Genomic DNA, 14,998 nt, shown 5'->3' with positions numbered 1-14,998 from the left:
GCCCCCTCGGGGGCCCGGCACCGGGTGGCGGGTCTGGGGGCTTTCAGTAACCGGGGTATTCCATCTGCAGCGCCACCCAGGCGGCGGTGCGCGGGCCGTAGTCGCTGGCAATGCCCTTGAGCGCCTGGTCCAGCGCCTGCAGGGGTTCGTTGGCATCGGGGGCGGACAGCATGCGGCGCGGAGCATCGGCGCCCATCACGCGGTCGGGCACGATGCTCAGGCCGCGCCGCGACTTGACGAGGCCGGGGCGGGGCGCCACGGCCAGGGCCGTGGAGCGGTAGGTGGCGGAGTAGACCTCGGCCTTGAGCGCCAGCGCGATCTCGTCCACGCCCTGGTCCACCGGGATGCCGACGTCCTCGTGTGACCAGAAGGCGATGGCATTGCCGCCAATGGTGAGCTTGTGCTTCCAGCTCATCTGGAAGCGCTCGCTCGGGTGCTGGGCGGACCAGGCCATGCCGGCCCCGCCGAGTTCGCGGGCCAGCTGCGTGGCGCGCTCGGTGCCCGCCATGGCCTCGACCAGGGCCAGCGAGACGGGGATGGTCGCACTGACGCCCGTGGTGGTGATCACGCGGCGGTCCTCGACGTAGCGCAGCTGCTGCTGCCACTGCACCTGGGGGAATTTCTTGCGGAGGTCTTCGCGCGAGTACCAGTGGCCGGTGGCGCGGCGCCCGTCCAGCAGGCCGGCGCGGGCCAGTACCCAGACGCCGTCGCACACGCCGACGATGGTCGCGCCCTTGGCCGCCTGGGACTTGACCCAGGCCAGCAGCGCCGGGTCGTCGTCCTTGTGCACGGCGGGCACGATGACGTAGTCGGCGCCCTCCGGGTGCTCCTCGTCGAAGCGGGCGGTGGTGGCCTGCGGCTCCACGTTCATCGGCGCCGGGAACATGCGGATGGGACCCGGCTGCGTGGCCAGCGCCTGCACCTCGGCGACGCCCGCGGCGCTCAGCACGCCGTAGGGCAGCACGTAGTCGGTGAGCTCGGTGTAGTAGTTCTCGGCGACGATGGCCACCAGCGGCTTGCTGCGCCCCAGGCGGGGCCGGTAGGGCGTCAGCCGGTCCTGGGACGGGTGGGCCTCGGCGGGCGCCGACACACGGGCAAGGGCGGGGCTCACGACAGGGGCGGCAGCGCTGGCCGAGGCGCCCTGGGCCTGAGCCGGGGACCCGGCCAGCAGCCCCAGGGCCAGCAACAGGAGCAGGGGAGTCTGGAAGCGGCGCATGCGGTCGTCCTGCGGGAAAGTCGGGTGCGCGGCCTCAGGAGGCCGAGGGCGGCAGCACGGTGTTGAAGGTGATGCGATCGGCGCCGCGGGCGGACTGCACCTCCAGCTTGATCTCCCACCAGCCGGTCATGTTGAACTTCATGCCCTCCAGCACGTAGGCGCCGGGCGCGCCGCCGGCGCTGACGCGCGGCTGCGTGGGGAAGCCATGGCCGTGCTCGGGCATGCCGCCGTCCACCGCGATGCGGGCGTCGGGCACGGGCTGCCCATTGGCGTCCAGCAGGCGAATGTTCCAGCTGTGGATCTTGTTGACGCGCAGCGGCTCGGCGGGCGGGCTCAGCTCGACGCGGTAGGTGCCGCCGTCAGTGTTGCGCTGCAGGGCCAGGTTGAGGTCGGGGGAGGGGTGCGATGCCATCTGCCCGTGGTTCATGTCGCCATGCGGGGCGCAGGCGCCCAGTGCCAGGGCGGAGATCAGCAGGGGCAGCAGACGGTGGACGGTGGTCATGGGAAGGGCTCCGCGATGAGGGGACGAAGGCAGTGAGGCGGGTCAGACGTGGCGCAGCGCGTCCACGATGTTCTGGCGGGCGGCGCGCAGCGAGGGCAGCCAGGCCGAGAGCGAGGCGACGAGGATCAGGCCCACCGTCGTGCCGGCGATGAGGCCGGTCTCGCCCCAGACCCGGATGATCAGCGGCACCGGCGAGCGGCCGGGCGGCGTCCAGGTCAGGCCGCTGTGGTTGATGAGGCCGGCCAGGCTGGCCGCGATGCTCACGCCCAGCACGGCGCCCACGATGCCCAGCAGCAGGCCTTCCTGCATGAAGAGCCGGCGCAGCTTGGCGCGGCGCAGGCCCATGGCGCGCAGGGTGCCGATCTCCACGGTGCGCTCGATCACCGCCATGCTCATGGTGTTGCCCACGGTGAAGAGCACGATGGCGGCGATCAGCAGGGCCACGAAGCCGAAGAGCGTCGCGAACATGGCCAGGGCCTGGCCGTAGAAGGGGTTGAGCGCGCTGAAGTCCAGCACCTCGACGGGCTCCTGCGGGAAGCGCTCGGCCAGCAGCTTTTCCAGGCGTGCCTTGGCGGCGGGAATCTGATCGGTGTGCTGCAGCTGCAGCACGATGGCCGTGGCCTTGGGGGCCTCCTTGCCGAAGACCAGCTGCTGGGCCTGGGCCAGGTGCAGGCCCACGTAGACGTCGTCGAACTCCTTGACGCCCTGCTCCTCGGCCTTGACCACCTGCAGACGGGCCACATTGGGCGCGCCCTGCGCCGTGGCGGCCAGCATCTCGATGGCGGCGGCCGAGGACGGTGCGGCGGCGGCCGGGCCATTGGCCAGCGTGCCGAGGTCGGCGATGTCAGCGGGCAGATCGGCGGCCGCGCCGGTCCCGGCCTGGGCGGTGGCCGCGGGCTTCACGGCGGCGGCCTGGCAGTCCTGCAGCTTCAGCGGCCCGCACAGCTGGAGCACGCGGGCCAGACCGGTGCCCAGCACGGCGGTCTCGGGGCCGGTGCCGGTCAGGGCCATCTGGGGCACCTGCACGGGGAAGTCGTAGCCGTTCCAGGCGCGCATGCGGTTCTGGTCTTCGACGACCACGCCCAGGCCCAGGGCCGTGCGCGACACGCCGGCGCCGAAGTTGCCGGCGATGCCCTGCAGCTGCAGGGTCGGCGTGGCCACCAGCACCAGGGGCTTGAGCACCGGGTCCTGCTGGATGGCGGCGATGATCTCGCGGTACTGCGCCAGGCCGTAGGCGGCCGGGTTGCCGCTGCCGTAGCGGTAGTAGCCCTCGCGCTGGATCTGCAGGTGGCCGCCGTATTTCACGTAGTCGGTCTGCAGGCCGTAGGTGATGTTGCGGCTGTAGCCGCCGAAGAGCAGCACCGCGTTGGCGCCGACGATCATGGCCAGCAGCGTGGTGATGGAGCGGCGGCGGTTGCGCAGCAGATTGCGCCAGGCCAGGGAGAGCGTGTTCATGCGGCCACCTTCAGGGTGTCGGCGCGGCGCAGCTCGACGATGCGGCCGTCCTTGATGCGGACCGTGTCGTCGGCAGCCGCGAGGACCTGCGGATCATGGGAGGAAATGACGAAGCTGACCTGCTGCTCGCGCTGCAGCTGGCGCATCAGCTCGATGATGCTGGCGCCGGTCTGGCTGTCGAGGTTGGCCGTGGGCTCGTCGGCCAGTACCAGCTGCGGACGCGCCGCCAGCGCACGGGCGATGGCCACGCGCTGGCGCTGCCCGCCCGAGAGCTCGCCGGGGCGGCGCCGGGCCTGCTCGGACAGGCCCACGGCGGCCAGCATCTCGGCGGCGCGCGCCTTGCGCTCGGCCTTGTCCATGCCCAGCATCACCAGCGGGTACTCGACGTTCTCCGCGGCATTGAGCACCGGCAGCAGGTTGAAGTTCTGGAAGACCACGCCCAGGTGGCGGGCGCGGAAGTCGGAGAGCTGGTCGTCGTCCATCGCGACGATGTCGTGGCCGGCCACGTGGATGCGGCCGGCATCGGGGCGGTCCAGTCCGCCGATGAGGTTGAGCAGGGTGGTCTTGCCGCTGCCGGAGGCGCCGCTGATCACGGTCAGCAGGCCGGCGCGCAGTTCCAGGTTGATGTCCTGGAGCGCGGCAACGCCCACGGCATCGAGGTGGTAGGTCTTGGCGACGGCGTGGAGGTGCACGGCGATCATGGTGGGCCTGCGAAGTTCTGGGGGCTGTCGGGCGGGGGATCCAGCACGCAGGGGCATCCCGTGCAAGGCTGGCGTCGACCGGGCCGAAGGATATCGAAGGGTGCAAGCCGGGAAACCTGTTCGTTCGTACATCCTGCGGCCGGCTTTTGGGCGGGACATTTGCCGCGGCTTTGGTGAAAATCCAGGCGCACCGGCAGCGCGTTAGCAGCCGCCGGGCCAGGGAGACAAGAATGAGTCCGAACCGCCCGCCGCAGGTCCTGCCGACCCGCCGCCCCTTTCACCCCGTCCCGCTTCTTTGCCGAGTGAGCTGACACCATGACGGAGACAGTCCACCGCATCTTCGCTCCCCCCGCCGAGGCTGGCGGCGACCTGGAGCAGGCCAACACCGACGCCGTGCGCAGCCAGGTGCGCTACCTCGTGGCCGTGCGCCCCATCGAGTTCTTCCGCCAGTCGGAGGTCATCGACGACGCGCATGTGCAGGAGCTGGCGAACCGCATCTCGGCCCTGGGTCTGTGGACCTCGGCCCTGCCCGTGGAGGCCGGCAGCGGCTATGTGATGGACGGCAACCACCGGCTGGCCGCCGCGCGCCTGCTGGGCCTGCGCCGCCTGCCCTGCATCCCCCTGCAGTACGGCGACAAGCGCATCGACGTGCGCTGCTGGGCCTCGGGCCGCGGCTACACCCTGGGCGAGCTGATGAGCTTTGTGGAGAGCGAGCAGCTGCTGCCCTACAAGACCACCCGGCATGCCTTCATGCCCAATCTGCCCGAGACGGAGATCTCGGTGGGCCTGCTGCGCTGAGCCGCGGGGCCGGGGGCCCATGTGGCCCCTTCCGCACTGCAAAAAGGGCGCCGAGGCGCCCTTTTGTGTTGAACGGGCGCCTCTGCGCCCGGGTGTACTGACCGGGCCCCTCGGGGCCCTGCCTTCAATGCCGCTGTCCGCGGCCCGCCTGCTTCCCGCTTCGGGTGCCAGGCTCAGTTGGGGGGAAGGCGGTCCAGCAGCTCGGTGTCCACCAGCTCCATCGGCGTCAGCTGGTCGAAGCCGGATCCCACCTCCAGCCATTCCGCCAGGGTGCTGTCATGCACTTCCAGCCCCTCCAGGGAGGCGGGCAGCTCATGCAGTTCCGGGTGCTGGGAGGTACGGACTTGATAGGGGGCGAAGTAGAAGTCGAGGCTGAGGCTTGGCATGTCGGGGACTCACGACGCTGGCGATGGGGCGAAGCATCGCTGCTTGCGGGCCTCACGGCAGCCCCCCCTGAAGGGCGTCCCCAGGATGCGGGGGGGCCGGTCGTCACCCCGGCTGGCCCGGAGGCAGGCAGGCAGTCAGGCAGCGAGCCCGGCCCCATGCAAAAGGCCCGCGGCACGGGCTTGACGAGCCGGCACGACGGGCCTCGGGGCTTGGCAGGCTCAGTCCCTGAGCCTGGGGGCAAGGATCAGTGGGCGGGCGCGGGCTGGCTCACCACGGGAGCGCGGCTCACACGCGTCTTGCCGCCGGTCGTCACCAGGATGACCGGGTCACCGGGGTTGAAGCTCTCCTGGCCCTTGGCCTGGATGACGGCGCGGCGCTCGCCATTGCGCAGCTGCACCAGGATCTCCAGGGCCTCCTCGCGGGTGGCGCTGCGCTCGATGGCATTGCCGATCACGGCACCGGCCACGGCGCCCAGCACGCCCACGACCTGGCCCTCGCGACGGCCGCCCACCGAGGAGCCGGCCACCGCGCCCACCACGCCGCCGGTCACGGCACCGGCGCCGCTCTGGCTGCCGTCCACGGTCACGGGGCGCACGCTCAGCACGGTGGCGTCGACGACTTGGGACATGCGTTGCGCGTCATGGCGCGAGACGACGTCCGGGTTGCTGGTGGAGCAGGCGCCCAGCAGGCTGAGGGCGAGGGCGCTGGCGCAAAGGGTGAAGGTCTTGTTCATGTGGATGGTTCTCCGGCAGGTGTCTTGTGCCTCCAACGCGATGCCGGTGGCGTTGACGGCTGAAGCAACTTTACCCAGCGAAGGCCGCCGCTGGCTGTGGCGCGCGTGGCGAGCAGGTCGGAGTATTGTGTACGTTTTGTGACGATGGGGCGGTAGCGACCGGCGTCGGCAGGCCGGCGGGTCTACAGATGCGCGTCGGCGTAGACAGCCATGGCCTCCGCCAGGAAGGGGACCAAGCCGGGGTCGTAGGCGTCGTGGAAGGCCTTCATGCCCGGATTCTCGGCATAGAAGAGGCTCATGCCGATATAGGCCTGCCTGGAGGGCCGGAAGAAGCGGGAGACGAGCGCGTAATGCTCGGCCATCACGGCCTGGATGGTCGGCGATGCGGCGGGGTGGTCCTGAATCAGGGGCGTGAGCTTTCGGTACAGGACGTCCCAGTCGGCGTGAACCTGGGGCTTGTCGACGTGAGCCCATTGATTGGTTTCGGCCAGCGATCGGGCCTGCTCCTGGCTGAGGGCCTGCCTGCAGGCCGAGCGGTAGTCATCTGACGGGGTGTTCGTGGTCTTCATGCGCTGTCGACTGGCCGGGCCTGCGCCGGCGTTCTCATAGGAGAGCCGATTGTGCGGTTCCACTGCGGCCCATCGGACAGGGACGACGCCCCCCGTGCGCTGAGCAATCCAGGCAGCGCAGCGGATCAGATCCGGGCCCCACCGCGGGCTCAGGCATGCAGCCGGCTGCTCCTGGGCACGCTTGCCAGCAAAAACTCCATCTGGTCCGCCAGGATGCGGCGGCCGCGCAGGATCATGTCCTCGTGCAGGCTGGGCACGTAGGGCAGGTAGAGCAGGCTCATGCGGGCCTCCTCGGGCAGGCGGTCGGCCTTGCGGCCGTTGCAGCTGCGGCAGGCGGTGATGCAGTTCATCCAGCTGTCGCGTCCGCCGCGGGAGCTGGGGACGATGTGCTCGCGGGTGAGGTCGTCCTCGGGGAAGGCGCGGCCGCAGTAGGCGCAGAGGTAGCGATCGCGGGCGAAAAGCTTGTGGTTGGAGAGGGCGGGTTCCTGGCGCCAGGCCCGGGAGGGCACGGCCCCGCGCACGGCGATGATGGGGTGGACCTCGATGCGCGACTGCAGCCCCGTGCGGCGCTGCAGCCCGCCGCGCAGGACCTGGCAGGGCTCGCCCAGCGTCCAGGCGATGCCGTCATTCGCATAGATGGCGGCCGCTTCCCGGGTGGTGATCCAGGCCTGCGGTCGCCCCGAGACATCCAATTGCAGAACATCCACAGCGCTGACCTCCAAGCCTGCAGCGTACTGCAGGTCCGCCAACGGACTCAAGGCGTCAGCCCCGCAACGGCTTGCATTCATGGGCTTTGTGGACAGGTGGCGACCCCGTCAAGCGCCTGTCATGGGGGCCGCGCAGACTGGCGGGTCCGCGCCTTGCCGGGCAGGGGAGCCGGGGCCCTTGGAGACGCTGACGGTTCGTCTTTGCTGCTGCACTGCAGCAAATGTCAGGGTTCTCCCTGAAGCTGGGCCGCCGAGCGTGCGCTTCTAGGCGGATGCCCCTAGAAAGCCGGGTGCGAGGCTTGTGCAGCACACGGTCTTTTGGGCAAAAATAGAACGATCGTTCGTTTTATTATTGACGCCCTCAGCGCTCACGAAAGACCACCGTGCCGACCGCCACCCCGCCCGCCAGCCAGCCCGAGACCCGGGCTCCGCGCCGCGCCGTCCGCTCCCTGCAGAAGGGGCAGCAGACGCGTGCCGCCATCCTGGAGGCGGCCCTGGGACTGGCCTCGCACATGGGCCTGGAGGGCCTGTCCATCGGCGCGCTGGCCGATGTGACCAAGATGAGCAAGTCCGGCGTCTTCGCCCACTTCGGTTCCCGCGAGGAGCTGCAGATCGCGGTGGTGCGTGAGTATCACGCCAAATTCGAGGAAGAGGTCTTCTTCACGGCGATTCGCGAACCTCGCGGCCTGCCGCGCCTGCGCGCCCTGTACGAGCGCTGGGTGCGCCGGGTGTCGGTGGAAATCGACTCGGGCTGCATCTACATCTCCGGCGCCGTCGAGTTCGACGACCGCCCCGGCCCCGTGCGTGACGCCCTGGTCTCCATGGTCAAGGCCTGGCACGCGGCCCTGCACAAGGCCATCCTGCTGGCCAAGGAAGAAGGTCACCTCGGCGCGGATGCCGACGCCCTGCAGATCCTCTTCGAGCTGCACGGCCTGATCCTCTCGCTTCACCACGACGCGCGCTTCATGCGCAGCCCCGGCGCCCTGGATCGCGCCGGCAAGGGCTTCGAGCGCGTCATCGCCTCCTGCATCACGCCGCTGGGCCAACAGGTCGACCGCGGCGACGCGATGCGGGGGGCCGAAACCCACGCCCCCGACACGGGGTCCAAGTCCCGCGGCGCTGCCACTTCCCGCAAGCGCAGCTGATCTCTCACCACAAGTCCATCCAGGAGCCGACCATGCCCACCTATACCCCTCCCCTGCGCGACATGCAGTTCGTGATGCACGAGCTGCTGAATGTGGTTGACGAGCTCAAGATGCTCCCCGCCCATGCCGACATCGACGCCGACACCATCAACGCCGTGCTGGAAGAGGGCGGCAAGTTCTGCGCCGAGGTCATCGCCCCGCTGAACCTCAGCGGTGACGCCGAAGGCTGCAAGCTGGACAAGACCACGCACGAGGTCACCCCGCCCAAGGGCTTCAAGGAAGCCTACAAGCAGTACGTGGAAGGCGGCTGGCCCGCGCTGTCCTGCGACCCGGCCTACGGCGGCCAGGGCCTGCCGGTGCTGGTGAACCAGGGCATGTACGAGATGATGAACTCGGCCAACCAGGCCTGGACCATGTACCCCGGCCTGAGCCACGGCGCCTACGAGGCCCTGCATGCCCACGGCACGCCCGAGCAGAAGTCCACCTACCTGACCAAGCTGACCAGCGGCGAATGGACCGGCACCATGTGCCTGACCGAGCCGCACTGCGGCACCGACCTCGGCCTGCTGCGCACCAAGGCCGAGCCCCAGGCTGACGGCACCTACAAGATCACGGGCCAGAAGATCTTCATCTCGGCCGGCGAGCATGACCTGGCCGAGAACATCGTCCACCTGGTGCTGGCCCGCCTGCCGGACGCACCGGCCGGCTCCAAGGGCATCTCCCTGTTCATCGTGCCCAAGTTCCTGGTGAACGCCGACGGCACGCTGGGCGCGCGCAACGGCATCTTCTGCGCCGGCCTGGAGCACAAGATGGGCATCCACGCCAACTCCACCTGCCAGATGGTGCTGGAAGACGCCATCGGCACCATGGTGGGCGAGCCCAACAAGGGCCTGGCCGCCATGTTCGTGATGATGAACGCCGCCCGCCTGGGCGTGGGCAACCAGTCCCTGGGTCTGACCGAGGTGGCCTACCAGAACGCCGCCGCCTACGCCAAGGACCGCATCCAGATGCGCGCCCTGTCGGGCCCCAAGGCACCGGACAAGGCCGCCGACCCCATCATCGTGCACCCCGACGTGCGCAAGATGCTGCTGACCGCCCGCGCCTATGCCGAAGGTGGCCGCGCCCTGTCGACCTACGTCGCCCTGCAGCTGGACAAGGCCCTGAGCTCGGATGACGAAGACGAGCGCAAGGAATGCGAGGCCGAGGTCGCCCTGCTGACCCCCATCATCAAGGCCTTCCTGACCGACAACGGCTGGATCGCCACCTCGCACTGCATGCAGGTCTTCGGCGGCCACGGCTTCATCCACGAGTGGGGCATGGAGCAGTTCGTGCGCGATGCGCGGATCAACATGATCTACGAGGGCACCAACACCATCCAGTCCCTGGACCTGCTGGGCCGCAAGGTGCTGGGCAACAACGGCGCCACGCTGAAGAAGTTCGGCAAGAAGATCGCCAGCTTCGTCGAGGAAGAGGGCACCAGCGAAGCCATGCAGGAGTTCATCAACCCGCTGGCCGACCTGGGCGACAAGGTCACCAAGCTGACCACCGAGATCGGCATGAAGGCCTTCCAGAACCCCGATGAAGTCGGTGCCGCCGCGGTGGACTACCTGCGCGTCGTGGGCCACCTGTGCTTCGCCTACTTCTTCGCCCGCTCGGCCAAGATCGCGCTGGAGAAGCAGGGCAGCGGCGACCCGTTCTACACCGCCAAGCTGCACACCGCCCGCTTCTACTTCGCCAAGCTGCTGCCCGAGACGGCCTCGCTGATCCGCACCGCGCGTGCCGGCCTGCAGCCGCTGATGGCCATGGACGAAGCCCTGTTCTGAAGACAGGGTCAATGAAGGACCTGGCATTGCAGAGCAGGAAAGGCTCTGCGATGCTGGCGCTCCCGAAGCCCCGCCTCGGAGAAGGTGGGGCCCTCACATAAAACACAGGAGACTCGCCCATGACACGTGCCCTTGCCACTTCCCTGATCGCCACCGTGCTGCTCGCCGCACCCGCCTGGGCCCAGAGCTCGCCGGTGGGCCTGTGGAAGACCATCGATGACGACGGCAAGACCGAGAAGTCCCTGGTGCGCATCAGCGAAAGCAATGGCGTGCTGGTCGGCAGCATCGAGAAGATCTTCGATCCCACGCACCAGGACTCCAAGTGCGATCTCTGCAAGGACGATCGCAAGGACAAGCCGGTGCTGGGCCTGCAGATCATCCGCGGCGTCAAGCACGATGCCGACGACAAGGCGCTGTGGACCGGTGGCGAGATCCTGGATCCCAACAACGGCAAGACCTACCGCACCCGGCTCAAGCCCATCGAGGGCGGCAAGAAGCTGGAAATGCGTGGCTACGTGGGCTTCTTCTACCGCACCCAGGTCTGGGTCCGCGTCGAGTAAGGCCTCAAGCGGGCGCGGCCCTCGGAACCTCCGGAAGGCCGCGCCCACCCCTGAATTGAAAGAGGAGTAATTCCGTGAGTCGATTCCAAGTTCGCAAAGTCGCCGTGCTCGGCGCTGGCGTCATGGGCGCGCAGATCGCTGCGCACCTGGTCAACGTCAAGGTGCCCGTGGTGCTGTTCGACCTGCCGGCCAAGGAAGGCCCCAAGAACGGCATCGTCACCAAGGCCGTCGAAGGCCTGAAGAAGCTCAAGCCCGCCCCGCTGGGCGTGCCCGAGGACGCCGCGCTGATCCAGCAGGCCAACTACGAGGAGCACCTGGAACTGCTCAAGGACTGCGACCTCATCATCGAGGCCATCGCCGAGCGCATGGACTGGAAGCTGGATCTGTACACCAAGATCGCTCCCTTCATCGCCCCGCACGCCATCGTCGCGTCCAACACCTCGGGCCTGAGCATCACCAAGCTCTCCGAAGTGCTGCCCGAAGAGATCAAGCCGCGCTTCTGCGGCATCCATTTCTTCAACCCGCCGCGCTACATGTACCTGGTCGAGCTGATCAACACGCCGACCACCCGTCCGGAAGTGATCGACCAGCTCGAAGGCTTCGTGACCACCGCCGTGGGCAAGGGCGTCGTGCGCGCCAATGACACGCCCAACTTCGTGGCCAACCGCGTCGGCATCGCCGGCATGATGGCCACCATGATCGAGGCCGAGAAGTTCGGCCTCTCCGTGGACGTGGTCGACGACCTGACCGGCAAGAAGCTCGGCCGCGCCAGCTCCGGCACCTTCCGCACCGCCGACGTCGTGGGCCTGGACACCATGGCCCACGTCGTCAAGACCATGCAGGACAACCTGAAGGACGATCCCTTCTTCTCGACCTACGCCACCCCCAAGGTGCTGGCCGGCCTGATCGAGAAGGGCGCCCTGGGCCAGAAGTCCGGCGCCGGTTTCTACAAGAAGGTCGGCAAGGACATCCAGCGCCTGGACTTCTCCACCGGTGAGTACGTCGCCGGCGGCAAGAAGGCCGACGAGATCGTGGCCCGCATGCTGAAGAAGCCCGCGGCCGAGCGCATCAAGCTGCTGCGTGAATCGAGCAACCCGCAGGCCCAGTTCCTGTGGTCCATCCTGCGTGACAGCTTCCACTACGTGGCCGTGCACCTGGCCACCGTGGCCGACACCGCCCGCGAGATCGACTTCGCCATGCGCTGGGGCTTCGGCTCGCAACAGGGTCCCTTCGAGCTGTGGCAGGCCGCCGGCTGGACGCAGGTCGCCCAGTGGGTCAAGGAAGACATCGAGGCCGGCAAGACCCTGGCCAGCGCCCCGCTGCCCGCCTGGGTGTTCGAAGGCCCCGTGGCCGAGAACGGCGGCGTGCACAGCGCCAACGGTTCCTGGAGCGCCGCCGAAGGCAAGTTCAAGCCCCGCGCCAAGCTGCCTGTGTACGAGCGCCAGGCCTTCCCCGAGTCCCTGGTGGGCGAGGGCGCTGTCGAGCCCCTGAAGGCCGGCACGGAAGAGTTCAAGAACGAGGAAGTGCGCGTCTGGAGCCTGGACGGCGAGGTGCTGATCGCCTCCATCACCGCCAAGCTGCACCTGATCAGCCCCACCGTGACCGAGGGCCTGCTGAAGGCCGTCGAGATCGCTGAAGCGAAGTACAAGGGCCTGGTGATCTGGTCGCCGGATGACGTGTTCTCCGCGGGCGCCAACCTGGAAGCCCTGATGCCCGTCTTCATGACCAAGGGCGCCAAGGGCATCGCCCCGGAAGAGAAGAAGCTGCAGGACATGATGCTGCGCGTGCGCTATGCGCAGGTGCCCGTGGTCGCCGCGATGCGCGGCCTGGCCCTGGGCGGCGGCTGCGAGCTGGCCGTGCACTGCGCCCGCCGCGTGGCGCACATGGAGTCGTATGTCGGTCTGGTGGAAGTCGGCGTGGGTCTGATCCCCGGCGGCGGCGGCCTGACCTACATCGCCCGCCGTGCGGCTGAAATGGCGGCTGCCGGCAACTCCGGCGCCGACATCTTCGCCTTCCTGAAGGACGGTTTCACCACCGCCGCCACCGCCAAGGTCGCCACCTCGGCCGTGGAAGCGCGCAAGAACGGCTTCCTGCTGGATTCCGACCTGATCGTGCCGAACAAGGACGAGCTGCTCTTCGTGGCCAGCGCCCAGGTCAAGGCCCTGTCCGATTCCGGCTACCGCGCCCCGATGAAGGCCCGCATCCCCGTGGCCGGCCGCTCCGGCATCGCCACCATCAAGGGCCAGCTGGCCAATATGCGTGACGGCGCCTTCATCAGCGACCACGACTACCACCTGGCCAGCCTGATCGCCGACGTGGTCTGCGGTGGCGAAGTGGAAGCCGGCACCGTGGTCGACGAGGAATACCTGATGACCCTGGAGCGCAAGCACTTCTGCAGCCTGCTGGAGAACCCCAAGACGCAGGAACGCATCATGGGCATGCTGCAGACGGGCAAGCCCGTTCGCAACTAAGCGGGGCTACTGCGCGAACGTCATGCGTCGTTGGGCGGTGCTCGGAATCCTCACGTACCTCCAGTACGTTCCGGTTCCTGCGCTCCGTCCGCCTAGCCTGACGTCCGCTCGCTACGCCCGGTGATAGCCCGCAAGCCTTGTCCTCTGTCCTATGACCACCGCCAACCGCCTCGCCCGCACCCTGTCCAAGCTGGACGCGCTGCCCGCCGCCCTGCGCCCCCTGGCGCGCAATGCGGTGCTGCGCCGTGCGGTGCCCTTCACCGGCACCGCCAAGCTGGACTTCCTGCGGCTGGAGCCGGCGGTGGCGGAGATCGCCATCGCCAACCGCCGGCCTGTGCAGAACCACATCGGCGGCGTGCACGCCGCCGCCATGGGCCTGCTGGCCGAGACGGCCACGGGCATGGTGGTCGGCATGAACGTGCGCGACGACTGCCTGCCCCTGTGCAAGTCCATGCACGTGGCGTTCAAGAAGCGCGCGACCGGGGCCCTCAAGGCCCAGGCCGTGCTGACCGAGCAGCAGCGCGCGCTGATGCAGGCCGAGCCCAAGGGCGAGGTCACGGTGCAGGTGACGGTGACCGACGAGGCCGGGCTGAACCCGGTGGAATGTGAATTTGTCTGGGCCTGGGTTCCCAAGAACGCCCCAGCGCCCGCCAAGAACTGAAAGGTTGAAATCATGGCCAAGCAAGTGCAAGAAGCCTATATCTGCGCCGCCACGCGCCTGCCCATCGGCAAGTCCGGCCGCGGCTACTACAAGAACACCCGCCCGGACGAGATGCTGGTGCGCGCCATGCAGGCCGCCCTGGCCCAGGTGCCGGGCCTGGACCCGGCCGCCATTGAAGACGCCATCGTGGGCTGCTCCTTCCCCGAAGGCGAGCAGGGCATGAACATCGCCCGCGTCGGCGCCGTGCTGGCCGGCCTGCCCAATTCCGTGGGCGGCGTGACGGTCAACCGCTACTGCGCCTCGGGCATCACCGCCCTGCAGATGGCCGCCGACCGCATCCGCGTGGGTGAGGCCGAGGTGATGATCGCCGCCGGTGTGGAGTCCATGTCCATGGTCCCGATGGGCGGCAACAAGCCCTCGCTGTCCCCCGCCATCTTCGAGCGCGACGCCAACATCGGCATCGCCTACGGCATGGGCCTGACCGCCGAGAAGGTCGCCCAGCAGTGGAAGGTCAGCCGCGAAGACCAGGATGCCTTCGCGCTGGAATCCCACCGCCGCGCCCTGGCCGCCATCGAGGCCGGCCACTTCAAGGCCGAGATGACGCCCTTCGAGATCCTCGAGCGCGTGCCCGACCTGGCCACCGGCGAGATCACGCTGAAGAAGCGCACCGTCGACATCGACGAAGGCCCCCGCAAGGACACCTCGCTGGAAGGCCTGGCCAAGCTCAAGCCCGTGTTCGCCGCACCCAAGGACCCCACGGGCAAGGCCACGGGCATGGGCAGCGTCACCGCCGGCAACAGCTCGCAGACCTCCGACGGCGCCGGCGCCCTGATCGTGGCTTCTGAAGCCGCCGTGAAGCGCTTTGGCCTGACCCCGCTGGCCCGCTTCGTGTCCTTCACCGTGCGTGGCGTGCCGCCCGAGATCATGGGCATCGGCCCCATCGAGGCCATCCCTGCCGCCCTGAAGCTGGCCGGCATCTCCGCGGCTGACCTGGACTGGATCGAGCTGAACGAGGCCTTCGCCGCCCAGTCCCTGGCCGTGCTGAACGACCTGGACAGCAAGGGCATCGTCCTGGACCGCGCCAAGGTCAACCCCAACGGCGGCGCCATCGCCCTGGGCCACCCGCTGGGCGCCACTGGTGCCATCCGCGCGGCTTCCGTCATCCACGGCCTGCGCCGCACCGGCGGCAAGTACGGCATGGTGACCATGTGCGTGGGCGCTGGCCAGGGTGCTGCCGGCATCCTGGAACGCCTGTGATCCACTGCTGAGA

15 protein-coding genes and 1 other RNA gene are annotated in these 14,998 nt (G+C 68.8%); 8 read left to right on the top strand and 8 right to left on the bottom strand.

The annotated features are described in order from the left end of the window. Nucleotides 1-43: 43 nt before the first annotated feature. Genes O9Y01_RS03665 through O9Y01_RS03650 form a run of 4 tightly spaced genes read right to left on the bottom strand, consistent with a single transcriptional unit; the run spans nt 44 to nt 3,874 of the window. Nucleotides 44-1,216 carry a DJ-1/PfpI family protein gene (locus O9Y01_RS03665; protein ID WP_269630123.1) on the bottom strand — a complete coding sequence of 391 codons (1,173 nt, stop codon included), beginning with the start codon at nt 1,214-1,216 and terminating at the stop codon, nt 44-46. Nucleotides 1,217-1,250: 34 nt separating this feature from the next. After that, complete coding sequence (locus tag O9Y01_RS03660) at nt 1,251-1,718, bottom strand: FixH family protein (protein ID WP_269630122.1); 468 nt, start codon at nt 1,716-1,718, stop codon at nt 1,251-1,253. A gap of 42 nt (nt 1,719-1,760) precedes the next feature. Further along, nucleotides 1,761-3,173 (bottom strand): ABC transporter permease, encoded by a 1,413-nt coding sequence (locus O9Y01_RS03655; protein WP_269630121.1) that lies wholly within the window; start codon nt 3,171-3,173, stop codon nt 1,761-1,763. Further along, nucleotides 3,170-3,874, bottom strand: a complete 705-nt coding sequence (locus O9Y01_RS03650; RefSeq protein ID WP_269630120.1) for an ABC transporter ATP-binding protein — start codon at nt 3,872-3,874, stop codon at nt 3,170-3,172. Before O9Y01_RS03650 ends, O9Y01_RS03655 begins: the two co-directional genes overlap by 4 nt. Nucleotides 3,875-4,189: 315 nt before the next feature. On the opposite strand from O9Y01_RS03650, the gene O9Y01_RS03645 reads away from it, so the two are divergent. After that, entirely contained in the window at nt 4,190-4,672 is a 483-nt protein-coding gene (locus tag O9Y01_RS03645; protein WP_269630119.1) for a ParB N-terminal domain-containing protein, read from the top strand. A 173-nt stretch (nt 4,673-4,845) separates the two neighbouring features. Here the strand turns inward: O9Y01_RS03645 and O9Y01_RS03640 are convergent, their stop codons facing one another. The 4 genes from O9Y01_RS03640 to O9Y01_RS03625 form a co-directional block, all read right to left on the bottom strand. After that, complete coding sequence (locus tag O9Y01_RS03640) at nt 4,846-5,058, bottom strand: hypothetical protein (RefSeq protein ID WP_269630118.1); 213 nt, start codon at nt 5,056-5,058, stop codon at nt 4,846-4,848. Between the two features lie 245 nt (nt 5,059-5,303). Further along, nucleotides 5,304-5,792, bottom strand: coding sequence for a glycine zipper 2TM domain-containing protein (locus O9Y01_RS03635; RefSeq protein ID WP_269630117.1), 489 nt, complete (start codon nt 5,790-5,792; stop codon nt 5,304-5,306). Nucleotides 5,793-5,974: 182 nt separating this feature from the next. Beyond that, complete coding sequence (locus tag O9Y01_RS03630) at nt 5,975-6,361, bottom strand: TipAS antibiotic-recognition domain-containing protein (protein WP_269630116.1); 387 nt, start codon at nt 6,359-6,361, stop codon at nt 5,975-5,977. Nucleotides 6,362-6,510: 149 nt separating this feature from the next. Continuing rightward, nucleotides 6,511-7,068, bottom strand: coding sequence for an HNH endonuclease (locus O9Y01_RS03625; protein WP_269630115.1), 558 nt, complete (start codon nt 7,066-7,068; stop codon nt 6,511-6,513). Between the two features lie 383 nt (nt 7,069-7,451). On the opposite strand from O9Y01_RS03625, the gene O9Y01_RS03620 reads away from it, so the two are divergent. From O9Y01_RS03620 to O9Y01_RS03590, 7 genes are all read left to right on the top strand, one after another. Next, nucleotides 7,452-8,213 carry a TetR/AcrR family transcriptional regulator gene (locus O9Y01_RS03620; protein WP_269630114.1) on the top strand — a complete coding sequence of 254 codons (762 nt, stop codon included), beginning with the start codon at nt 7,452-7,454 and terminating at the stop codon, nt 8,211-8,213. 32 nt (nt 8,214-8,245) lie between these two features. Then, a complete protein-coding gene (locus O9Y01_RS03615; RefSeq protein ID WP_269630113.1) occupies nt 8,246-10,036 on the top strand; it encodes an acyl-CoA dehydrogenase C-terminal domain-containing protein in 1,791 nt (596 codons plus the stop codon). Nucleotides 10,037-10,155: 119 nt separating this feature from the next. After that, on the top strand, nt 10,156-10,596 hold the full coding sequence (locus O9Y01_RS03610) for a DUF2147 domain-containing protein (protein WP_269630112.1): 441 nt from the start codon (nt 10,156-10,158) through the stop codon (nt 10,594-10,596). 74 nt (nt 10,597-10,670) lie between these two features. Next, nucleotides 10,671-13,067: a 3-hydroxyacyl-CoA dehydrogenase/enoyl-CoA hydratase family protein gene (locus O9Y01_RS03605; RefSeq protein ID WP_269630111.1), complete on the top strand. Its 2,397-nt coding sequence runs from the start codon at nt 10,671-10,673 to the stop codon at nt 13,065-13,067. 52 nt (nt 13,068-13,119) lie between these two features. Next, a non-coding RNA gene (locus O9Y01_RS03600) (sX9 sRNA) lies at nt 13,120-13,196 on the top strand. A 22-nt stretch (nt 13,197-13,218) separates the two neighbouring features. Continuing rightward, nucleotides 13,219-13,728, top strand: coding sequence for a DUF4442 domain-containing protein (locus O9Y01_RS03595; RefSeq protein WP_269630110.1), 510 nt, complete (start codon nt 13,219-13,221; stop codon nt 13,726-13,728). A gap of 12 nt (nt 13,729-13,740) precedes the next feature. Further along, complete coding sequence (locus tag O9Y01_RS03590) at nt 13,741-14,985, top strand: acetyl-CoA C-acyltransferase (RefSeq protein WP_269630109.1); 1,245 nt, start codon at nt 13,741-13,743, stop codon at nt 14,983-14,985. Nucleotides 14,986-14,998 lie beyond the last annotated feature (13 nt).

The organism is Pelomonas sp. BJYL3 (assembly GCF_027257975.1).
In the GTDB taxonomy this organism is placed as follows: domain Bacteria; phylum Pseudomonadota; class Gammaproteobacteria; order Burkholderiales; family Burkholderiaceae_C; genus Roseateles_B; species Roseateles_B flavus.
Note: the sequence above shows the minus strand (reverse complement) of the source record. Positions and strands in the feature narration are given on the sequence as shown.